A 21,853-nucleotide genomic window follows, 5' to 3' on the forward strand; every position below is an offset into this window, starting at 1 on the left:
ATGGCGAATCTGGCGGAGTGTTTGGCGAAATTCAATCGCAAGGAACGCTACTGGCTCATCCGAAATGTGCTCGGCGATCCGAAAGAGCCGATCCCGCTCGCGAGGTCTTTCCTGGATCTGCTCAGGAAAGAAGCCGGCCTCAACGTTCCGCCTGATGCATGGTGGGCGATCGACTATCACATCGACTGGTTGTTTGGCGCACTGCAATCCTATCTGGGGCCTGCGCTGCTGTCCGGCCCCTATCGCGCCGATCTCCTGACCGGATCGCAAGAGGATTTCGACTTCGTCATTGCGTATGACAAGACATTGATCCTCATCGAAGCGAAAGCGACGGGGCGCTGGAGCGAATCACAATACGAGAGCAAGTTCGGCCGCCTGGACAGGCTGCAGAAGAGCCTCCTCAAGGATTGCGATCTGACGGTGAAAACCCTGCTGATGTCGCCCGGTTCGCCACCGGACGGGCTCCAGTCCTGCTGGATCAGGCTTTCGATGGACGATCAGCGGGAACACTTCACCGTTCTGAAGCGCTCGCCGGGAGCCAAAAACCCCACGGATTGGGCGCTCGTCGATGTAAATAACCCTGGTTACTACAGCCGATCGGGCGGCGGACCGCGTATCGTCGAGGGGCCAGCCGAATAGGTGCGGTAAGCCGCACGTCGCTTTGTAGGGTATGGCCTGTTTGCCCCTCTTGTCAGCCGTTTGCTCGGCTGGCACTTTGCACGGGTGATTCATCTGCGTGGAGGAAAGCCCGTGGCGCACAAGTTCGAGATCTACAAGGACAAGGCTGGCGAATATCGTGTTCGCTTCAAGTACAACAGCGAAGTGATGTTCGCGACGGAAGGTTACTCCAGCAAGGCCAGCGCACAGAACGCCATTGATTCGATCAAGAAGAACGGCCCGGGCGCACCGGTCGAAGACAATACGACGCCGCAGGCCTGATCGGCTTTGATTTCGAAAAGCCCGCCGGTTGCTGCCGGCGGGCTTTTTGCGTTTCAAAAGGTCGGCGGGGTGCAGGCGCTGATGACTTCGCAGGGTACCGGGCCGACGCAGCGGAAGCGGTGCGGGCGGCGGCTTTCGAAATAGTAGGCGTCGCCGGGGCCGAGGATACGGCGCTCGTCGTCGACGGTCACTTCGAGGCGGCCTGAGAGCACGATGCCGCCCTCTTCGCCATCATGCACCAGCGGGACCTTTCCGGTATCGGCGCCGGGCTGGTAGCATTCCTTCAGGATCTGCAGGCTGCGGCCGAACAGATTGTCACCGATCTGGCGATATGAAATGCCGCCCTTGCCGATCTCGGTCAGCTCGTCCACGCGGTAGAACGCCTTTTTCGGGCGGTCCGGTTCGAAGGCGAAGAATTCGGCAAGGCCGATGGGGATGCCGTCGAGGATGCGCTTCAACGCACCGACCGATGGGTTGGAGGCGTTCGATTCGATCAGCGAGATCGTCGAATTGGTGACGCCGGTGCGTTTGGCGAGTTCGCGCTGGGAGAGGTTGTGGGCCATGCGCAGGTGGCGCAGCCTGCCTCCGATATCGACCGACATGGCAGCTTCCTGTTCTAGATGTTCGAAATAGCGAAAACATCGCTCTTCATATCCTTTATTTTCAATCGCTTGACGTCAACCAGAAAAGGACTTGTTCGGCATCGCAAATCATGGCGTCAATCGCCCCAATCAGAGGAGATCTGCCATGAACGTTCACAACAAGCCCAACGAACCGGTGCTCGACAGCTACTGGATGCCCTTTACCGCCAACCGCCAGTTCAAGGCCGCACCGCGCCTGCTCGCGAGCGCCGAAGGCATGCACTATACGAGCGCCGATGGCCGCCAGGTTCTCGATGGCACCGCCGGGCTCTGGTGTGTCAATGCCGGCCATGGCCGCCGGCAGATCGCTGCCGCCGTCGAGCGTCAGCTGATGCAGCTCGATTTCGCGCCCTCCTTCCAGATGGGCCATCCGATCGCCTTCGACTTCGCCGAGCGGCTGGCGGAAATCGCCCCCGGCCCCGAAGGCGCCAAGCTCGACCGCGTTTTCTATACGGGCTCCGGCTCCGAATCGGTCGACACGGCACTGAAGATGGCCATCGCCTACCAGCGTGCCATCGGCCAGGGCACGCGTACGCGCCTTATCGGCCGCGAGCGCGGCTATCACGGCGTCGGTTTCGGCGGCATTTCGGTCGGCGGCATCCTCAACAACCGCCGCGTCTTCCCGCAGCTGGCGGGCTCGGACCATCTGCGCCACACGCATGACCTTTCCAAGAACGCCTTCGTGAAAGGCCAGCCGGAGCACGGTGCTGAGCTTGCCGACGATCTGGAACGGCTGGTCGCGCTGCACGGCGCGGAAACCATTGCGGCTTGCATCGTCGAGCCGGTTGCCGGCTCCACGGGCGTGCTGATCCCGCCGAAGGGCTATCTCGAACGCCTGCGCGCCATTTGCGACAAACACGGGATCCTGCTGATTTTCGACGAGGTCATTACCGGCTTCGGCCGTCTCGGCTCTTCCTTCGCCACCGACTATTTCGGCGTGACGCCGGATCTCGTCACCGCTGCCAAGGGCCTTACCAACGGCGCGATCCCGATGGGCGCGGTGTTCTCCAGCCGCAAGGTGCACGACGCGCTGATGCATGGGCCGGAAAACGCCATCGAGCTGTTCCATGGCTATACCTATTCCGGCCATCCGGCGGCCTGTGCTGCGGGTATCGCGACGCTCGACATCTACCGCGACGAGGGCCTGCTCACTCGCGCGGCCGACCTCGAGGACGACTGGCAGACGGCGATGCATTCGCTGAAGGGCCTGCCGCATGTCATCGACATCCGCACGATCGGCCTCATCGCCGGCATCGAGCTGGCCTCGCGCGATGGCGCACCGGGCGCCCGCGCCTATGACGTCTTCGTCGATTGCTTCGAGAAGGGCCTGCTGATCCGCGTGACCGGCGACATCATCGCCTTCTCGCCGCCGCTGATTGCGGAAAAGCAGCATTTCGAAGACATCGTCTCGATCCTCGGCGATGCGCTGAAGCGCGCGGCATAAGCTTTCCTCCGCGCAAAACGCTGTTATATCTGGGCCCGTATTCATACGGGCCCTTTTCATGTCAGCATCCGCCAAAAGCCAACCGAAACTCATCTTCCGGCTCCAGTTCGAACCGGAGGGGCGGATCGGGCGCGGGAAAATCGAGCTTCTCGCCCATATCCGGGAGACCGGCTCGATTTCCGCGGGTGGACGGGCGATGGACATGTCCTATCGCCGCGCCTGGCTGCTCGTTGATGAGATGAACCGGCTGTTCAAGCAGCCGGTGGTGGAATCGCAACGCGGCGGCAAGCAGGGCGGCGGGGCGCTGCTGACGCCCTTCGGCGAAGCGCTGATCGCCCATTACCACGCCATGGAAGAGAAGGCGCGCGCGGCACTGGACGACGATATCGGGTGGCTCGTCGCTAATCTGGCCGAGTGACTTTTCTCAAGCGCTTCGGACTGTCGCTCCGTTGCCTTTGGGTCAGTGATGCAGTCGATTCTGCCCGGTGGCCGCTCACTCCGCAGCGGAGGCGGCGACAAATTCAACCTTGATCCGATCCGGATCCTCGATGAACAGTGCGTAATAGTCGCTTCCGCCATTTGCGAACGGGTATCGGTCGCCATAGAGGCAGGAAACGCCGTTCTCCCGGCAAAAGTGCCTGAGCCTGTCAACCGTCTCCCTGTCCTCCACGCGAAAAGCAAGATGATTGAGGCCGACACTGCATCGGTGATAGGGCCGAAGGGCATGCTTTCCGCGACCTGCACGAATGTCAAATAGGCATTCGTCCCATGGGCGAGCGTGAAGCCGTCCTCCCAACGACCGCTTTCTTCATAGCCGATCTGTGCGAGCAGGGACGTCCAGAAGGTTTGCGACGTCTCGAGGTTGGAAACATAGATCTCGACGTGATGAAGCATCGGCTCGTCTCTCCGAAAGCGGTCTGTGCGCCGCCATACGCTATCGGTTCCACACCCTGATCACCATCCCGCCTTTTCGCGCTCGATGACAAATCTGGCGGAATGGTTCGAGGCTCCCGTTTGCTGCAAGTGCCCTACTCGAGCGCCACCGTTTTGATGACGGCATGAACGGCACGTCCGGGCACCAGAGCAAGGCGCTCGACGGAGAGCGCGGTGATGCGAGCACGGATGGCATCCCCGCCACAGGCGATGCGGATGCTTGCCATGCCCTCCCCGTCCGGCTCGATGGCTTCGATGGTGCCCTCGATAATGTTAAGAGCGCTCAGGCCTTCCGGGCGCACCGTCGCCACCATGACGTCACGGGCGGGAATGCGCATGCGCACCATCTCGCCGGGCGAAACGGCAGCGCCGGGCACCTGGATTGCTGCACCGCCATCGAGGCGGATGGTAGCGAGGCCATGCTCGGCATCGCGCGTCTCGACATGGCCGGCGAGCACGCTGCCGGCCTCGCGGCGTTCCATGGCCGAGGCGAGGCGCGGGCCGCCGAGCACGTCGGACGCCGGGCCGATCGCCTCGATGCGGCCGCCGGCCATCAGCACGACCTTGTCGGCAAGACGGGCGACTTCTGCGACGGAATGGCTGACATAGACAATGGGAATGCCGACTTCGTCGCGCAGACGCTCCAGATAGGGCAAGATTTCCGCCTTGCGCTCCTCGTCGAGGGCCGCGAGCGGCTCGTCCATCAGGAGGAGACGGGGGGATGCCAGCAAGGCGCGGCCGATGGCAACACGCTGCTTTTCGCCACCGGAAAGGTTCTCCGGCTGTCGGTCCAGCAGATCGCCGATCCCGAGCAGATCGACGATGCGGTCCGGGTTTTCCGTGCGCGCGCTTTTCGGGGCGAACCAGCGACCATAGGCAAGGTTCTGGCGCACGGTCAGGTGCGGGAAGAGGCGCGCTTCCTGAAAGACATAACCGAAGCGGCGGCGGTGCGGCGGCATGAAGAGACGGCGGCGGGTATCGACCAGCACGTCGTCGCCGAGTTGAACACGGCCTTCCTTGGGGCGCGTGAGGCCGGCGATGATGCGCACGAGCGATGTCTTGCCGGAGCCGGAGCGACCGAAAAGCGCGGTGACACCGCCATCGGAGGTAAAGGCCGCATCCAGCGAAAAGTCGCCGAACCGGTGACGGGCTTCAACGATGAGGCTCATTCGAGATGCACCTTGCGGCCGATGCGCTGGGCGAGGACTTCCGAGGCAAGCAGCGCCGCCATGGAAATGGCGATGGCGACCAGCGTCAGCCGCATGGCACCGGCATCGCCGCCCGGCACCTGGGTGAAGGTGTAGATGGCGGCCGACAGCGTCTGCGTTTCACCGGGAATGTTGGAGACGAAGGTGATGGTCGCGCCGAATTCGCCCATGGCCTTGGCGAAGGCGAGAATCATGCCGGCGAGCACACCGGGCAGGATGAGCGGCAGGGTGACGGTGAGGAAGACCCAGAAAGGGCTTGCGCCGAGCGTGCCGGCGGCTTCTTCCAGCTTGCGGTCCACGGCCTCGATGGAAAGGCGAATGGAGCGCACCATCAGCGGAAAACCCATGACGCCGCAGGCGAGCGCCGCCCCCGTCCAGCGGAAGGACAGCACGATGCCGAACCATTCGTCAAGCACGGAGCCGATGGCACCACGCCGACCGAACAGGATGAGCAGCAGGAAGCCGGTGACGACCGGCGGCAGGATGAGCGGCAGGTGAACGATGCCGTTCAACAGCGACTTGCCCCAGAAGCGGCCGCGCGCCAGCGCCAGCGCCACGACAATGCCGAGCGGCAGGCTGACGAGCACCGCCACCGTCGAGACCCTGAGGCTCAGCCGGATCGCCGTCCATTCCTCATCGCTCAAGGCAAGCCAGTCCACGCGGGTTCCTTCGAAATACAAGTGGCCCGGGCATCGAGACCGGGCCAGACCGTGACAAGGCCCGAAAACCTTACCTCCGTCATGGTCGGGCTTGACCCGACCATCCATGCCACGGCTGCCGAGTGGATCCTCGGGTCAAGCCCGAGGATGACGACGTGCGTGGGGTGAGACCTGTCAACACACTGAGCCCCGGGTTTAGCGCCCGGGGCTGTTGCGAGGCTCGTGTTACTTCAGGATCGAGAAACCCTGTTCGGTGAAGAAGGGGGCGGCCTTGTCGGACTTCAGGAAGTCGAGATAGGCGGCAGCGGCGGCACTCTTCGATTCCGAGAGGATGGCGACCGGGTAGATGATCGGCGGGTGGCTGTCCTCCGGGAAGGTGCCGACGACGGCAACGCCCGGATCGGCGGCTGCGTCCGTCTGGTAGACGATGCCGTAGGGCGCCTCGCCGCGCGAGACGAGCGCAAGGGCTGCGCGCACGCTTTCCGCGCCGGCGACCTTGCCTTCGACGGCAGACCAGACGCCGAGCTTTTCAAGCGCCGCCTTGCCGTATTTGCCGGCCGGAACGCTGTCGACCGCGCCCATGGCGAGTTTGCCGTCGCCGACGAGGCCGGCGAGGTCGAAACCGTCCTTGATTTCGACGGTCGTCGCCTTGTCCTTTGGTGCCACGAGCACGATGCGGTTGCCGAGCAGGTTGGAGCGCGTGTCGTCCTTGATCAGCTTCTTTTCAGCGACATAGTCCATCCAGGCAAGGTCGGCCGAGATGAAGAGATCAGCGGGTGCAGCGGCCTCGATCTGCTTGGCGAGTGCCGAGCTGGCGGCGTAGGAAACCGTCGTCTCGTTGCCGCTTTCCTTCTGCCAGGCGGTATTTGCGGCATCCAGCGCATTCTTCAGGCTCGCCGCGGCGAAGATCGTGACCTTTTCTGCGGCCGCAGCCGGCAGGGTGAGTGGCAGGGCCGCGAAGGCGGCGACGACGAGTTTCAGAAGCAGACGACGGTTCATTCCTGTTCTCCCTTTTCCTGCTTTTCCGGCAGCGTGATATCTCTTTGAATATATCGACACTTACGGCTTGGCCAGCGCTATATTTTCAAAAATATAGTGAAACTGACCACAGGGGATCGATCGGAAAGGCTCGCCAGCGAAACCAAGCGGCGGCGCGGAAACGGGCGCCTAGAACAGGGCGTCGTCGAAGAGGTCTTCGTCGCTCTGGCCGGCAGCGGGCACCGACGGCATCTCGACGGTCGTACCGAAGATGCGGGCGTGAATCTCGCGCTCGGACACCATGGTGTAGCTGCGCGCGATGCGGCTCCCGAGATCGTCGAGCGCCTCTTCAAGGCCGGTCATGTCAGGCAGGTCATGGCTGATCAATTCGCCCGCGCGTGCCGAGCAATCGGCGAGCACGTCGCCGAGTTCCGCGTTGAAGTCGAGGTCGCCGATGATCCGGCCCGCCTTGGCGGACATATCCGCGCCGCAGGCGCGCAACGCCTCCATGTCCTCCTCCATGCGGTCACCCGCACGGCGGATATGGTGGAGCACTTCTTCGAGATGGGCATCAAGCGAGCCCCCTGCGCCTGCGCCCGCCTCACCAAGCTTGCTGGCGTCGCCTTTCAGCGATTGCAGCGTCGTCAGGATGCGCTCGGCGGTATCGTCGAGCTGACCGGAGAAGGTGCGCAGCTCCGCCGTCACGACATTGATCGCCCGCCCCTCTTCGCCGAGCTTGCCGCAACGCAGGTTGGTGTTGAGCGCCATGTAGTGGATGTCGGTGCGCACGAGCTGAATGGTCTTCACGCCCTTCAGCAACTCCTGCACGGTCTCGACCGTGTTCGACCCCAGCGCATTGGCCTTGTCGGCCGCCTGCTCGATATCTCCAACCACCGCGCGCGCGGCGGTGATATCGGCCTCCAGCGTGCGCATGGCGCGGTCGGCAGAGCGGCCGTCGCCGGAATCCATGTCGCCATGAAGCACCATCAACCCATCGATATCCGCGCCAAAGCTGCGGATCGTGCCGACGACGGTTTTGCATTCCCGCTCGAAATCGCGGGCGATCTCGATAAGCTGCTCGTGCACGAGATGACGCACCAGCGCGGTAAGGCGCGCGGCGGCGGCACTATCCAGCGCGGATGCCCCCAGATAATCGTCGAGGAAGCCGAAGGCGGACTGGCAATGTTCGATGCGCTGGCGCGTGATGTCGCCGATCTGCATGGACGACAACGTCGTCGCCACTTTGCCCTGTACGCGGCGGGCCGAGGCGCCGACCTTGCCGGCGAGCTGGGACAGATGGCGGCGCTGGGCGGTGAGGTCGGCGGCATTGCGCGAGAGGTTGCCGGCAATGTCGGGAACGCTGCGGTGGAAACGCTCCAGCGCTTGCCCGCCCCCCACCGAAGCCGCGCCGATCACGCTGCCGAGTGTACCGATCTTCGCGCCGAGCGCGTTGACCTCGCCGGAACCGAACTGGATGCGCGCGAGAATCTCATCCGCAAAGCCTGCGAAATCCGGAATGGCCGCGCCGGTGATCTTCGCCGTCGTCGCGAAGGTGCGCAGGTAGCGCAATGTTTCCTGCATGTCCGCGATGTAACCGCCAAGCGACTTTTCCGTGACGGCGATATGGGCGAGATGCTGCTGGCGCGTTTCCTCGGTGCCAGGCAGTGCGCTGAGCTGGTCGATGGTCGCGACAAGCCGGGCGATCGTCGCGTCGGCGGTTTCGTCGTCGAGAGAGCCGGAGAGCTTTTCCAGCGACGCGACCATGCGGTTAAGGAGATCGAGTACGGAGAGCAGCACCACGCCGCCATCGAGGAACCGTTGCTCGATGCGGGATCGCGCCCCTTCGAGGCGGGATACGAGCTCCGCTTCAGCCGTCTGCCGCTCGATGCGAACTGCGCTCGTTGATCCTGACACGCTATACCCCACTCACAAGATTCTGTGAGGGCACCCTAGGGAGAACAATGTAACGCGCAGTAAATTCGCTTTTCCTTATGTAGTAGAATCCCGCTGCATCGGGCCGTTTTCCGCCCTGCTACCCGAAGATGCAGCCATCCCTAGAATTAGGGATTTAGAAATAATATCTATCATATCTAAATTTCTAAATTTACATTGAAAACAATAATTTATCAGATTTACCTGCCGTTGCGAGAGGTGTTGTATTTTTACAGACGGACTACCAACGGATGAATTTAGCAACCGCGCTTTACCGTTCATTAAGCCTGACTGGGGAATCTGTGGCGGGAAATACTTTCCTTAAAAACGCATATTGAGGCCTCCATGTCATCGCCCCTGCCCGGTGACGCGCCGTTAACCTTACCGGCGACGCTCACCATCAAGAATATAGTGGCAGTCCAGGAGCTGATCTTGGACTTTCTAAGCAAAAACACGACTGCCGTTCTGGATATTGATGAAGAGGCGCAGATCGACCTCAGCTTTGTCCAACTCGTTACGGCCGCGCGCAAACAGGCAGAGATGCAAGCGGGGCGCATTCTACTTGCCCGGCCTGCGACGGGAGACCTTTACGACGTGCTGAAGCGCGGCGGCTTCCTCGACGACATGACGCCCGAAGCCGCACATTTCTGGTTGCATCAGGAGACGAATTGATGTCCGCGAAAATCTTGACCGTTGACGATTCCGCCAGCATCCGGCTGACGACGCGGGTCACCCTCAGCAATGCCGGCTATGCCGTGACCGAAGCGGTCGATGGCCTCGACGGCCTGAACAAATTGAAGGCCGGCGAATACGACCTCGTCGTCACCGACCTCAACATGCCGAACATGGACGGCCTCACCATGATCCGCGAGCTGCGCAAGCTGCCCGCGCATACGGGCGTTCCGGTCATCTTTCTCACCACCGAATCCGACGGCGAAATCAAGGCGCAGGCAAAGGCCGCCGGCGCCACCGGCTGGCTCACCAAACCGTTCGATCCGGAAAGTCTCGTCAAGATCGCCAAGAAGGTCCTCGGCAAATGAACAACCCGGACCCGATCTCAGTCTTCCGGACAGAAGCCGCCGAACTGCTGGAACAGATCGAGTCCGGCCTGCTGGATCTGACGCGCAGCCTTGAAGACCGCAACCAGATCGACGCCGTCTTCCGTGGGCTGCACACGCTCAAGGGCTCCGGCGCGATGTTCGGCTTCGAGGCGCTCGCCGCCTTCACCCACCATTGCGAGACCGCCTTCGACCGGGTGCGCAAGGGCGATGTGCCGGCAACCCACGAGCTGGTCTCGGCGGTGCTGTCCGCGCAGGACCACATGCGCGCGCTGCTCGAAACACCGAACGGCGACCACGATGCGATGAGCGCCGCTCTGCTCGACAACCTGCACCGCGCGGTCAACGGCGCCGGTTCCCCTGCCCCCGTTGCCAGCGCCAGCGTTACAGCAGCCGCTCCGGTGGCCGAAGAGGCTGGTGGCCTGCGTGAATGGCGAATCCGTTTCAGCCTGCCGGCCAATGCCATGGCGAACGGCACCAATCCGCTCGGCCTGCTCGATGAAATGCGCGACCTCGGCGACTGCCGGATCATCGCCGACACGACGAAGGTGCCGGAACTTGCCACCCTTGACCCGCGCGACATCCATCTCGCCTGGGACGTGGCGCTGAAGACCGAAAAGCCGCGCAGCGATATCGAGGACGTGTTCATTTTCGTCATGGACGACATGGCACTGGAGATCACGGACATCACCGTGGACCAGCCGGTCGCAGCCCCGGTACACATGCCGGTGGCGAAAGCCGTGGTCGTTACCGAGCGCGAAGCGCCGGCTATCCAGGCGGCCAACGATTCCAAGCAGGCGAAATCCGCCGAAAACGTCCGCGTCCCGGCCGAACGGCTCGACGAGATGATGGACCGCGTCGGCGAACTCGTCATTGCCCAGTCCCGCCTCACCCAGCTTGCCGGCACGGCGACCGATCTCGGCCTGCGCTCCGTCTCGGAAGAAATCGAGCGACTGTCCGGCGAATTGCGCGACACGATGATGGTGCTGCGCATGATGCCGGTCGCCAGCCTCTTCAGCCGCTTCCGCCGCCTCGTGCACGACCTTTCGCGCGAGACCGGCAAGGAGATCGAACTCATCACCGAGGGCGAGACCACGGAAGTCGACAAGACGGTCATCGATCGCCTCGCCGACCCGCTCGTGCACCTCGTGCGCAACTCGATCGACCATGGCCTCGAACAGCCGGAAGAGCGCCTCGCCGCCGGCAAGGACGCCAAGGGCAAGGTCATCCTCTCGGCGCACCAGACAGGCGGCGAGGTCATCATCACCATCAAGGACGACGGCCGCGGCATCAACCGCGAGCGGGTGCGCGCCAAGGCGGAAGCCTCGGGCATCATCCAGCCGGGTGCGGCCCTCACCGACCAGGAGCTGCTCCAGCTGATCTTCCAGCCGGGGTTTTCCACTGCTCAAACCGTCACCAACCTCTCCGGCCGCGGCGTCGGCATGGATGTCGTGAAGAAGACGGTGGAGGCGTTGCGCGGCGCGATCGACATCACCAGCAACCCCGGCGAAGGCTCGCAAGTCTCGCTGCGCATCCCGCTGACGCTCGCCATCATCGAGGGGCTTCTCGTGCGCGTCGGCCAGGGCTGCTACGTCATCCCGCTCTCGGCGGTCGAGGAATGCCTGGAACTGTCACTCGAAGACGATCTTCGCTCGCACGGCCGCAGCTTCATCTCGGTGCGCGACAGCCTCGTGCCGTTCCTGCGCCTGCGCGACCAGTTTCGCACCGGCACCCAGCCCGACCCCTACCAGAAGATCGTCGTCATCTCGACCGGCACCGAGCGCGTCGGCCTCGTCGTCGATCAGATCATCGGCGACCACCAGACGGTCATCAAGGCCATGTCCAAACTGCACCATGATATTGCGACCTTCTCGGGTGCGACCATCCTCGGCGATGGCAGTGTCGCGCTGATCCTAGACGTGGCCCATCTGGTCAGCGCGGGACAACAGCGGGAGGCGCAATTGCGCGCGGCAGGATGAACCAGGCTCTGAAAAAAGTTGACGTCACCAACTGGAACGAAAACGACGAACTGGAGGTCCTGACCTTCGATATCGCCGGGGAAACCTTCGCCATCGAAGCAGTGATGGTGCGGGAAATCCTCGACCTTCTGCCTGAAACGCCTGTGCCGGGGGCTCGTCCCTTCGTCGCAAGCATCCTGAATTTCCGGGGACGCGTCATTCCGCTTGCCGACATCCGCATTGCGTTCGGCATGGAAGCGACAACGGTTACCAATGACAGCCGCATCATCGTCATCGAACTCGAACTGGACGGCGAGCCCGTGCTGATCGGCGTGCGGACCGACAAGGTCAACGAGGTGACGACCTTGAGCAAGACAGCCAGCGAACCGCCGCCAAGCGTCGGAATGCGCTGGCGGGCGGACTATATCGACTGCCTGGTCAAGCGCGACAGTGACTTTATCATCGTGCCCAACATGCACGCGATCTTCACGTTCCGGCACGAGCACTGAACCCGTCCCCTAAGCGTTTCTCACCAATTTTTTGAGGAGATATTTAGATGCGCATGACAATCAAATCGAAGCTGGTTCTGGCCTATAGCTTCCTCATCCTTATGCTTTGCGGCACGGCCACCTACGGTATCCTCAGCCTTGGGACGCTGAACAACACGCTCGACGGCATCCTGACCGGCCCGTCCGAACGCCTGCAATTGGCAATGACGATTTATAGCGAGCAACTCCAGCAAATCCGCCAGCAGAAGAACCTGCTGCTCGCCGCCAATCCCGATGAAGCCAAGGACGCGCTCGACAAGAGCGACGCCCATCGCATCGGCTTCGGCGAGGCCCTTTCGGCGGCTGAAGCCAAGGCGACGGAGCAAGGCCGGGCTATCTGGAACCAGGTGCGCACGCTGGACGCCGAATACAACAAGCAGGAAGACCGCATCCGCGCGCTGGCCAAGATGGGCAACATCCCCGCCGCGCTGCAAATCTCGGTCACCGAAAACCGCGCCACTGTCGCCGAAATCGACAAGCTGCTCGAAGAGATCATCGCGCTGGAGCGCGGCCGCCTGAAAGAGGCGGGTATCTCCTCCGAAGAACAATACGCTTCGACCCGCATAATCATGATTGCCGTTGCGGTCGCAGCCTTCCTGGTGGCCGTCATTGCAGCCGTGTGGATCTCGCTCACCATCAGCCGCGGTCTCAATCGCGCCGTCGGCGCCGTTCGTGATGTCGCGGAAGGCGATCTGACCAAGACGGCTGTCATAACCAACCGCGATGAGATCGGTGATCTGCTCGGCCACGTCAACACCATGATCGACCGCCTGCGCGGCGTCGTCGGCGATGCACTTTCGGCCTCCGACAACGTTTCCTCCGGCAGCCAGGAACTGTCGGCAAGCTCGGAAACGCTCTCGCAGGGTGCCACCGAACAGGCGTCTTCCGCCGAAGAGGCCTCCGCCTCGATGGAAGAAATGGCCTCCAACATCAAGCAGAACGCCGACAACGCCGCCCAGACGGAGAAGATCGCCCGCCAGTCTTCCAAGGACGCGGAAGCATCCGGCCAGGCCGTCGGCCGCGCCGTCACGGCCATGCGCACAATCGCGGAGAAGATTTCCATCGTGCAGGAAATCGCCCGCCAGACCGACCTGCTCGCCTTGAACGCTGCCGTGGAAGCGGCCCGTGCCGGCGAACATGGCAAGGGTTTTGCCGTCGTCGCCTCGGAAGTGCGCAAGCTTGCCGAGCGCAGCCAGGCAGCGGCCGCTGAAATCAGCGCGCTCTCCGGCGAGACGGTTTCCGTCGCGACCGAAGCCGGCGAAATGCTGAACCGGCTGGTGCCGGATATCCGCAAGACCGCCGAGCTGGTTTCCGAAATCTCCGCGGCCTGCCGCGAGCAGGATATCGGCGCCTCGCAGATCAACGAGGCGATCCAGCAGCTCGACAAGGTAACCCAGCAGAATGCCGGCGCCTCCGAAGAGATGTCCGCCACGTCGGAAGAACTGGCCGCCCAGGCGGAAGAGCTTCAGGCCTCCATCGCCTTCTTCCGCGTCGACAACGCCTCGCGCAAGGAACAACCGAACCACGTAGGCAAGCTGCGGGCGACGGCGGCGAAGATGGCTGCACCTGTTACCATCAAGAGACCGGCCGCTTCCCCGGCCTACCGCTCCGCACAGACAAGCGCCAAGGCAACGCGCGGCAATGGCTTCGCCCTCGACATGTCGATGGGTGGCCCCGACGCCGACGACGCGGATTTCCGCGAAAGCGCCTGATTGGAAACAATGGCAGCGCACCCGGCAACGGGTGCGCTGCCAAATCGACCCAGCGCGTGTAGCGCTGGCAAAAAAGGGCCGCCTTCCCGCGGCCCGCGGAAGGGTGAGTGTATCGGTCTTCGCGCGTAACGGGCCCCGTCGTTTCGGGTGCCCTGCCACCAATACGGCATCTGCGACAAGGAGACCTATTCGAGATGCGCCTTACCATTAAACTGAAACTTGCCATTGCCTTCGGCGTCATCATTCTGATGATGGCCGGCACGTCCGCCTATGCCATCATGAGCCTGTCTTCGCTCAATCAGGCGATTTCCGACATGATCGCGGGCCCGTCCGCCCGCCTCGAGACTGCGCAGAACCTCGCGAACTACCAGCTTCGCCTGGCGCGCGCCCAGATGAACCTCGCCACCGCCACGAACCAGCGGGACATCGCGACCCATACCGAATCCAGCGACCGCAACAGGCAGCGCTTCGAGGGAACACTCAAGGCCCTGATCGATCTGTCGACCGACCCCGCCGCCATCCAGCAATGGCAGGCGGTCGCGGAGAAGGAAAAGCAGCTGATCCGCGTCGACGACCAGCTCCGCTCGCTCGTCGCGTCCGGCAATTCGGCCGAGGCCATCCGCATCGTGACCGGCGAAGGCCGGCGCCTGATGGACGAAATCGAAGAGACAATCAACAACCGCATCGAGTCCAACAAGGCGTTGATGACGAAGGCGGACCACGATACCGACGAGCAGTACGCCAGCACGCGCAACCTCATCCTGACGATCTCGGGCGCCGCGCTGCTGCTCGCCGTCGGCGCCGCCGTCTGGATTGCGCTCGGCATCAACACTGGCCTGCGCAAGATCCAGGCCGCCACGGCAGCCGTCGCCATCGGCGACCTCAACCAGAATATCGAAATCAAGACCAATGACGAGATCAAGGATCTGGTCGACACGATCAACGTCATGACCGGCAACCTGCGCAACACCGCGTCGATTGCCGACCAGATCGCCAACGGCGACCTGACCGTGACGCCGAAGCCGCTGTCCGACAAGGATACGCTCGGCCTGTCGCTGGAAAGCATGGTCGAGCGCCTGCGGGGCGTCGTCTCCGACGCATTGTCGGCCGCCGACAACGTATCGTCCGGTAGCCAGGAACTGTCCGCCAGCTCGGAAACGCTTTCGCAGGGTGCCACCGAACAGGCGTCGTCCGCCGAAGAGGCCTCCGCCTCGATGGAAGAAATGGCCTCCAACATCAAGCAGAACGCCGACAACGCCGCCCAGACCGAAAAGATCGCCCGCCAGTCCGCCAAGGACGCCGAGGCTTCGGGTGAAGCGGTGGGCCGCGCCGTCGGCGCCATGCGCACCATCGCGGAGAAGATTTCCATCGTGCAGGAAATCGCCCGCCAGACCGACCTGCTCGCCTTGAACGCCGCCGTGGAAGCGGCCCGTGCCGGCGAACATGGCAAGGGTTTTGCCGTCGTCGCCTCGGAAGTGCGCAAGCTCGCTGAGCGCAGCCAGGCGGCGGCCGCCGAAATCAGCACGCTCTCCGGCCAGACGGTTTCCGTCGCGACCGAAGCCGGTGAAATGCTGAACCGCCTGGTGCCGGATATCCGCAAGACCGCCGAGCTGGTTTCCGAAATCTCCGCTGCCTGCCGCGAGCAGGATATCGGCGCTTCGCAGATCAACGAGGCGATCCAGCAACTCGACAAGGTGACCCAGCAGAATGCCGGCGCCTCGGAAGAAATGTCCGGCACGTCGGAAGAGCTTGCCGCCCAGGCCGAGGAGCTGCAGACCTCGATTGCCTTCTTCCGTGTCGACCGCGCCTCCAGCGCACCGATGGTTGCCCAGCGCCGCCCGGCACCGGTACCGACACGCCCGGTCGCCAAGTCCGTCACAGCACAGGTTCGCAAGTCCGACAACAGCGTCAATGCCCAGCAGGCTCGCGCCCGCGGCTTTGCCCTCGACATGTCGATGGGCGGCCCGGATGCCGACGACGCAGACTTCAGGGAGAGCGCATAATCATGGCCGGCACGTCCTCCGAATCCCAGTTCGTCACCTTCAGTCTCGAAAACGAGGTCTTTGCCGTGCCGGTCTCGGTGGTGCGGGAAATCCTCGACCATGAGGATGCCTTCAAGATCCCGCACGGGCCGGACTATCTGCTCGGGCTTCGGGATGTGCGGGGCCAGGGTGTGCCGGTCATCGATCTCCGTCTTCGTCTCGGCATGACGAAGACGGAGAAGACGCCGCACACGCGGGCCCTCGTGCTCGATGTGCCGATGGGCGACAAGACCCTCACGCTTGGCCTCGTCGCCGACCGGGTCTTCGAGGTCATTCCTTTCCGCGAAGAGGAAATCGAGGGTGCGCCGGATATCGGCGTGCGCTGGCGATCCGACTACATTTCAGGCGTGGTGCGCCGGAACGGCGGATTCGTCGTCATCGTCGATCTTGCGCGCCTGTTCTCGGGCGCGGAAGTCGCGATGATGGGCAGCGCCAACCGCCTCGCCGCCACGGCATAATTTCAGGAGAACGGGCGTGGGAGCAGCATTGCGGGCGCATGGGGCGGAGGAAGGCTTGAGCAGCCGGAACTTCGATGCCCTGTCACGCTACATCTATGACTATAGCGGCATCAAGATGCCGGTAACGAAGCTGACGATGCTGGAAGGCCGCCTGCGGCGACGGCTCCGGGCGACCGGCATCCCCAACTTCAACGACTATTGCGACTACCTCTTCAAGCGTGGCGGCATCGACAAGGAGGCGATCTTCCTCATCGATGCCGTGACCACCAACAAGACCGATTTCTTCCGCGAGCCGAAACACTTCGACTACATGACCGAAACCGGCCTGCCGGAAATCGTCGCGGCCGGCCATAAGCGGCTGCGGCTGTGGAGCGCCGCCTGCTCGATCGGCGCGGAACCCTATACGATGGCGATGGTGCTGCAGGATTTCATCGATGGCCAACCCGGCCTCGACTACCGCATCCTCGCCACCGATCTTTCGACCGACGTGCTGCAAGCGGCGCGGCGCGGCGTCTATCCGCGCGACATGGTCCAGCCCGTCCCTGCCGACATGAAGCGCCAGTATGTCATGACGTCCCGGGATGCCGCGCGCGGCGAGGTGCGCATCCATCCGCGCCTGCGCTCGACGGTTGGCTTTGCGCGGCTCAACCTCATGGACAGCGCCTACAAGGTGGGCGAGCCGATGCACATGATCTTCTGCCGCAACGTGCTAATCTATTTCGACAAGCCAACCCAGGCGAAGGTGCTGTCGAGGCTCTGCGACTGCCTCGTGCCCGGCGGCTTCCTCTATGTCGGCCACTCCGAAACGGTCACCGGCATCACCCTGCCGGTGCGCCAGGTCGCCAACACGGTTTTCAAGAAGATCTGATGCCCCTTCCGGTCAAGAAAATCCGCGTTCTCATCATCGACGACTCGGCAAGCGTGCGCCAGGCACTGACCCATGTGCTGGAGCAGGATCCGGAGATCGAGGTGATGGGGGCGGCCTCCGATCCGTTCATGGCCGCCAAGAAAATCCAGGAAGAAATCCCCGACGTCATCACGCTGGACGTGGAAATGCCGCGCATGGACGGCATCACCTTCCTGCGCAAGCTGATGTCGCAGCGGCCGATCCCCGTCGTCATGTGCTCTTCGCTCACCGAGGAAGGCTCCGAAACGCTGATGCAGGCCCTGGAGGCCGGTGCTGTCGATATCATCCTGAAGCCCAAGATCGGTGCGGCCGACCATCTCGCCGAATCGGGCGTGCGCATCCGCGAGGCGGTGAAGGGCGCGGCCGTCGCCCGCATCGGCTCTCACCGACGAGCCGCCGTGCCTTCAGGCCCGACGGCAAAACTCACCGCCGACGCCGTGCTACCGCCACCTTCCGGCCGCGCCATGGCGAAGACGACGGAAATGGTGGCCTGCGTTGGCGCATCTACCGGGGGCACGGAGGCGCTCCGTGTCATGCTCGAGCAGCTGCCGGCAAACTCGCCCGGTCTTGTCATCGTCCAGCACATGCCGGAGAAATTCACCGCCGCTTTCGCCAAACGGCTGAACAGCCTGTGCGAAGTCGAGGTCAAGGAGGCCGTGCACGGCGATCCGGTTCTGCGCGGCCATGTGCTGATCGCGCCCGGCGACAAGCACATGATGCTGGAGCGGCAAGGTGCGCGCTACCACGTCGCGGTGCGCGAAGGCCCCCTCGTCTCCCGTCACCGGCCGTCCGTCGATGTGCTCTTCCGTTCCGCTGCCCGTTCGGCCGGTGGCAACGCGATGGGCGTCATCATGACGGGCATGGGCGACGATGGCGCGCGCGGCATGGCCGAGATGCACCAGGCCGGCGCCTATACTGTCGCGCAGGACGAGGCGACGTCCGTGGTCTTCGGCATGCCGAAGGAGGCGATCGCCCATGGCGGCGTCGATCGTATCCTGCCGCTGGAACAGCTCGCCCGCGAGATCCTCGCCGCCGACCGCCGGCGATAGGTGCACGCACCCTATCCTTTTGTTTTTGCCCGAAACTATACGTCGACTATTTCGATTTTCACCTGGCATTAACCATAATGGAAGAGGATGGCCATGCACCATGCATGGTGCAGTTGCAGGAGCGATGACCGACTCAAGAACCGATCCGGGGACCATCATGCCTGTCATCACCTTCGCCAACACCAAGGGCGGCGCCGGCAAGACCACCGCCGTGCTGCTGCTTGCGACCGAGCTTGCCCGCCTTGGCTTCCGCGTCTCGGTGCTCGACGCCGACCCGCAGCACTGGATCACCCGCTGGTATGAGAATTCCGAGGGTCTGCTCGGCAATCGCCTGAGCGTCGTGCCCTACGTCACCATGAGCACGATCGACCGCCAGCTCCAGGAGCAGAAGGCCCGCGCCGATTTCGTTTTGATCGACCTGCCCGGTTCGCGTAGCTCGCTGCTTGCCAAGGCGGTCGGATACGCAGACTACGTGCTCATCCCCGTGCAGGGCTCCGCCATGGATGCGCAGGGCGGCGCAAATGTCATCGAGCTGCTGCAATATCTCGAAGACAAGGCCGATATCCGCATCCGCCATTCGGTCGTCCTGACCCGCGTCAACTCCATGGTGACGACGCGCGCCATGACGGCCGTAAAGGAGCTGCTCGCTGCCCGCCGGGTGCACCTGCTCGAAACGCCGATCATCGAACGCGCCGCTTTCCGCGACATGTTCGGCTGCGGCGGGACGCTCTACACCATGGATTCAAAACGCGTCAGCAATCTCGACAAGGCGCAGGAAAACGCCCGGGCGCTGGCGCTGGAAGTGCTGAAACAGATCCCCAAGGCCCAATACGCCGACGCGCCGATCCTCAGAAGCGTCGCCTGACAGCGTCTTCGCCCTGTAAATTTCGAGAGGCCGTGGTTTCCGCGGCCTTTTTTTCATTTTGAGAGAGGGAGGGTCCAGAAATGGAAAAGCCCGCCGCGGGAGGAGGTGCGGCAGGCTTTCCGATAGAACCGAATGACGACTGGGAGGAGGAGTGTCGCCATTCCCGCAGTCAGCCCTGGGAGGAGGAGTGGGCCTTCTGCAACATCGAAGCTTCGTGGGAGGAGGTACGTTGCTTCGATAAATATGACTATATTCGATTCTTGATCATTTCATAGGCATCGTTTTGCAATGCAGCTATGCGTTATGCGCGTACCGAATATCTCAACTTCCCGAACCAATCCTGTTTCGGATACAACTCTTCGCATATGCGAAGACGCCCGCCGAGGGGCGGGCGTCTTCAAAATTCTGCCGTATGACGGCGGTCGATCAGAAACCGACGGCGGCGCGGGCGACCGACTTGATTTCCGAGCGCTCGATGCCGAGATCGCGCAGTTCGCGTGCACTCATGCGGTCGAGTTCGTTGATGGTCTGACGGTACTTGCGCCAATTGCTGAAGGAACGTGCCATGTTCATGATGATCCCCTTTCGTGAGGCTCTCTGTTCGGCACCGGTCCGTGGCGCCGCGTCTTTCGATGCCCGCTTTATAGCTTTATGCTGCAATGCGGAACAGCGCTAAGCCGGCACGCCACCCATGCGATTGATGCATGGGTCTTTTAAGCTTTTATTCAGGAAACGGGCGGAAAACCAACTATCAGGCAGCCAAAACGGCCCGTTCCTCTGCCAAAAAAGCCGAAATCCGCTTCAAACCCTCGCGCAGTACGTCCTCGCCATTCGTGTAGCCGATGCGCAGGTGCCCCTCCATATCCATGGCGCTGCCGGGTGTCAGCATGACGCCGGTGCATTCCAGGAGCTTGATGCAGAAAGCCTCGGAGGTGAGCGGCAGGTCGTATTTCAGCAATGCCGTCGTGCCCGATTTCGGCTTCACCCAGGAGATCAGCGGTTCACCGTCCACCCATTCGGCAAGGATGGCCAGATTGGTCCGGGTGATGGCGTGGCTGCGGGCGAGGATCTTGTCGCGGTTTTCCAGTGCGATGGCGGCGAAATGGTCGTCCAGCATGCCGACGCTGATCGTATTGTAGTCGCGGTGGATCGAGACGGCGTGCAGCAGGTCCCTCGGCCCGACGATCCAGCCGAGACGCAATCCCGCGAGAGAATAGGTTTTCGACATGCTACCGGTGCTGATGCCCTTCTCGTAGAGATCGGCGATCGAGGCGGTGATGCCGTTGCCGTGCTGGTCGGTGCCGCGATAGACCTCGTCGCAGAGGATCCAGGCGCCGCAGCCCCGCGCGATCTCGACGACCTCAAGCAGGAACTCCCGATCCATCAGCGAGCCGGTCGGGTTGTTCGGATTGTTGAGGCAGATGAGCTTGGTGCCGGGCGTCGCGAGGCGGCGCAATTCCGCGAGATCCGGCAGGAAGCCCTGCTCGGCCGTGAGCTTCAGGATCTGCACGTCCGCGCCAAAACTTTCCGGGATGGAATAGTGCTGCTGGTAGGTGGGCAGGACCGAGATGACCCGGTCGCCCGGTTCCACCAGCGTCTCGTGCACCAGCGCATTGGCGCCGATCGCGCCGTGGGTGACGACGACGTTTTCGAGCGCCTGTTTTTCGTACATGCCGGCGATGAGGCCGCGCAGCCGCTCGCTGCCTTCGATGGCGCCGTAGGTCAGCTTCATCGGCAGGAGTTCCGCGAGAATATCCTCGCGCTTGCCGGCCATATCCAGGAGTTCCGCAACGGTCAGCGATTCCACGCAGGTTTCCGCGAGGTTCAACTCGCAGTGGTTCTCGTAACGGTTCATCCAGATTTCAACACCGAAATCGCGTATCTTCATGGCCGGGTCCTTTCGGGTTAGAAGGCGGCATGCGGCAGTGCCGCCCATTCAATATCGGGACGATATGAGCAATATATTGCACAGTCAAGAACGCGGCGACGTACTCGCCCATGTCTCCGGCAATCTGCGGCGCCTGCGGCAGGCAGCAGGCCTCAGCCAGGCGGCGCTGGCGGAAGCCTCCGGCATCAGCCGACGCATGATCGTTGCCCTCGAAGGGGGGGACGCGAATATCAGCCTGTCCAGTCTGGACAAGCTCGCCGGCGCGATCGGTGTCGGTTTTGTCGATCTGGTGCGCGATCCAGCCCAAGCCCCCTCCGCCGAGATCAACGAGGTGACGTGGCGGGGGACGGATCCTGAAAGCACCGCAGTGCTGCTCGGCTCGGCGCCGGCGACGAAGGAGACGCAGATGTGGCTCTGGTCGCTGGGACCTGGCGAGCGCTACGACGCCGAGCCCGATCCGGCAGGCTGGCACGAGATGGTGTTCGTGACGGAAGGCACGCTGCAGTTGGAGCTTTCCGGCACCGCGAAGAGCTATGCGGCCGGCACCTTCGCCGTCTACGGCACCGACCGGAGCTATGCCTATGCCAATCCCGGCACCGAAACGGTGCGCTTCATACGCAACGTGATTTCCTGA

22 protein-coding genes are annotated in these 21,853 nt (G+C 62.9%); 15 read left to right on the forward strand and 7 right to left on the reverse strand.

What is annotated here, in order from left to right; all coding sequences use genetic code 11:
• Together AC1RT2_RS08620 and AC1RT2_RS08625 are read left to right on the forward strand one after the other, a co-directional pair.
• Nucleotides 1-639, forward strand: coding sequence for a hypothetical protein (locus AC1RT2_RS08620; protein ID WP_493101102.1), 639 nt, complete (start codon nt 1-3; stop codon nt 637-639).
• Nucleotides 640-750: 111 nt separating this feature from the next.
• The gene (locus AC1RT2_RS08625) at nt 751-939 is read left to right on the forward strand and encodes a YegP family protein (protein WP_069059796.1); all 189 of its coding nucleotides are present in this window, start codon (nt 751-753) and stop codon (nt 937-939) included.
• 53 nt (nt 940-992) lie between these two features.
• Here AC1RT2_RS08625 and AC1RT2_RS08630 read toward each other — a convergent pair whose 3' ends face one another.
• Complete coding sequence (locus tag AC1RT2_RS08630; RefSeq protein ID WP_493101104.1) at nt 993-1,541, reverse strand: cupin domain-containing protein; 549 nt, start codon at nt 1,539-1,541, stop codon at nt 993-995.
• 145 nt (nt 1,542-1,686) lie between these two features.
• Here AC1RT2_RS08630 and aptA point away from each other — a divergent pair, with 145 nt between their 5' ends.
• Nucleotides 1,687-3,024, forward strand: coding sequence for an omega-aminotransferase AptA (aptA, locus tag AC1RT2_RS08635; RefSeq protein ID WP_493101106.1), 1,338 nt, complete (start codon nt 1,687-1,689; stop codon nt 3,022-3,024).
• Nucleotides 3,025-3,082: 58 nt separating this feature from the next.
• A complete protein-coding gene (locus AC1RT2_RS08640) occupies nt 3,083-3,442 on the forward strand; it encodes a winged helix-turn-helix domain-containing protein (protein WP_069059799.1) in 360 nt (119 codons plus the stop codon).
• Between the two features lie 610 nt (nt 3,443-4,052).
• Here AC1RT2_RS08640 and modC read toward each other — a convergent pair.
• From modC to AC1RT2_RS08660, 4 genes are all read right to left on the reverse strand, one after another.
• Nucleotides 4,053-5,126, reverse strand: coding sequence for a molybdenum ABC transporter ATP-binding protein (gene modC / locus AC1RT2_RS08645; RefSeq protein WP_493101109.1), 1,074 nt, complete (start codon nt 5,124-5,126; stop codon nt 4,053-4,055).
• Entirely contained in the window at nt 5,123-5,824 is a 702-nt protein-coding gene (modB, locus tag AC1RT2_RS08650) for a molybdate ABC transporter permease subunit (RefSeq protein WP_069059802.1), read from the reverse strand. Before modB ends, modC begins: the two co-directional genes overlap by 4 nt.
• Nucleotides 5,825-6,049: 225 nt before the next feature.
• On the reverse strand, nt 6,050-6,823 hold the full coding sequence (gene modA, locus AC1RT2_RS08655) for a molybdate ABC transporter substrate-binding protein (protein WP_069059803.1): 774 nt from the start codon (nt 6,821-6,823) through the stop codon (nt 6,050-6,052).
• Between the two features lie 168 nt (nt 6,824-6,991).
• The gene (locus AC1RT2_RS08660) at nt 6,992-8,716 is read right to left on the reverse strand and encodes a chemotaxis protein (RefSeq protein WP_150129946.1); all 1,725 of its coding nucleotides are present in this window, start codon (nt 8,714-8,716) and stop codon (nt 6,992-6,994) included.
• A 363-nt stretch (nt 8,717-9,079) separates the two neighbouring features.
• Here AC1RT2_RS08660 and AC1RT2_RS08665 point away from each other — a divergent pair, with 363 nt between their 5' ends.
• From AC1RT2_RS08665 to AC1RT2_RS08710, 10 genes are all read left to right on the forward strand, one after another.
• Nucleotides 9,080-9,406, forward strand: coding sequence for an STAS domain-containing protein (locus AC1RT2_RS08665; protein WP_493101112.1), 327 nt, complete (start codon nt 9,080-9,082; stop codon nt 9,404-9,406).
• The gene (locus AC1RT2_RS08670) at nt 9,406-9,774 is read left to right on the forward strand and encodes a response regulator (protein ID WP_160862378.1); all 369 of its coding nucleotides are present in this window, start codon (nt 9,406-9,408) and stop codon (nt 9,772-9,774) included. The genes AC1RT2_RS08665 and AC1RT2_RS08670 overlap by 1 nt, the downstream gene beginning before the upstream one ends.
• Nucleotides 9,771-11,771, forward strand: a complete 2,001-nt coding sequence (locus AC1RT2_RS08675) for a chemotaxis protein CheA (protein ID WP_493101114.1) — start codon at nt 9,771-9,773, stop codon at nt 11,769-11,771. Before AC1RT2_RS08670 ends, AC1RT2_RS08675 begins: the two co-directional genes overlap by 4 nt.
• Nucleotides 11,768-12,259: a chemotaxis protein CheW gene (locus AC1RT2_RS08680; protein WP_069059808.1), complete on the forward strand. Its 492-nt coding sequence runs from the start codon at nt 11,768-11,770 to the stop codon at nt 12,257-12,259. The genes AC1RT2_RS08675 and AC1RT2_RS08680 overlap by 4 nt, the downstream gene beginning before the upstream one ends.
• A 47-nt stretch (nt 12,260-12,306) precedes the next feature.
• Nucleotides 12,307-14,010: a methyl-accepting chemotaxis protein gene (locus tag AC1RT2_RS08685; protein WP_493101116.1), complete on the forward strand. Its 1,704-nt coding sequence runs from the start codon at nt 12,307-12,309 to the stop codon at nt 14,008-14,010.
• Between the two features lie 194 nt (nt 14,011-14,204).
• Nucleotides 14,205-16,013 (forward strand): methyl-accepting chemotaxis protein, encoded by a 1,809-nt coding sequence (locus AC1RT2_RS08690; RefSeq protein WP_493101118.1) that lies wholly within the window; start codon nt 14,205-14,207, stop codon nt 16,011-16,013.
• Nucleotides 16,014-16,015: 2 nt separating this feature from the next.
• A complete protein-coding gene (locus AC1RT2_RS08695; RefSeq protein ID WP_493101120.1) occupies nt 16,016-16,510 on the forward strand; it encodes a chemotaxis protein CheW in 495 nt (164 codons plus the stop codon).
• Between the two features lie 16 nt (nt 16,511-16,526).
• The gene (locus tag AC1RT2_RS08700) at nt 16,527-17,378 is read left to right on the forward strand and encodes a CheR family methyltransferase (protein WP_493101121.1); all 852 of its coding nucleotides are present in this window, start codon (nt 16,527-16,529) and stop codon (nt 17,376-17,378) included.
• The gene (locus AC1RT2_RS08705; RefSeq protein ID WP_493101123.1) at nt 17,378-18,466 is read left to right on the forward strand and encodes a protein-glutamate methylesterase/protein-glutamine glutaminase; all 1,089 of its coding nucleotides are present in this window, start codon (nt 17,378-17,380) and stop codon (nt 18,464-18,466) included. Before AC1RT2_RS08700 ends, AC1RT2_RS08705 begins: the two co-directional genes overlap by 1 nt.
• Before the next feature lie 157 nt (nt 18,467-18,623).
• On the forward strand, nt 18,624-19,331 hold the full coding sequence (locus AC1RT2_RS08710; protein ID WP_493101268.1) for an AAA family ATPase: 708 nt from the start codon (nt 18,624-18,626) through the stop codon (nt 19,329-19,331).
• 426 nt (nt 19,332-19,757) lie between these two features.
• On the opposite strand, the gene AC1RT2_RS08715 is transcribed toward AC1RT2_RS08710, so the two are convergent.
• Both AC1RT2_RS08715 and AC1RT2_RS08720 read right to left on the reverse strand, forming a co-directional pair.
• A complete protein-coding gene (locus AC1RT2_RS08715; protein WP_069059815.1) occupies nt 19,758-19,904 on the reverse strand; it encodes a DUF1127 domain-containing protein in 147 nt (48 codons plus the stop codon).
• Nucleotides 19,905-20,082: 178 nt separating this feature from the next.
• The gene (locus AC1RT2_RS08720; RefSeq protein ID WP_493101126.1) at nt 20,083-21,219 is read right to left on the reverse strand and encodes an aminotransferase; all 1,137 of its coding nucleotides are present in this window, start codon (nt 21,217-21,219) and stop codon (nt 20,083-20,085) included.
• Between the two features lie 76 nt (nt 21,220-21,295).
• On the opposite strand from AC1RT2_RS08720, the gene AC1RT2_RS08725 reads away from it, so the two are divergent.
• Nucleotides 21,296-21,853 (forward strand): helix-turn-helix domain-containing protein, encoded by a 558-nt coding sequence (locus AC1RT2_RS08725; RefSeq protein WP_493101128.1) that lies wholly within the window; start codon nt 21,296-21,298, stop codon nt 21,851-21,853.

The organism is Shinella sp. GW821-FHT11G07 (assembly GCF_058808115.1).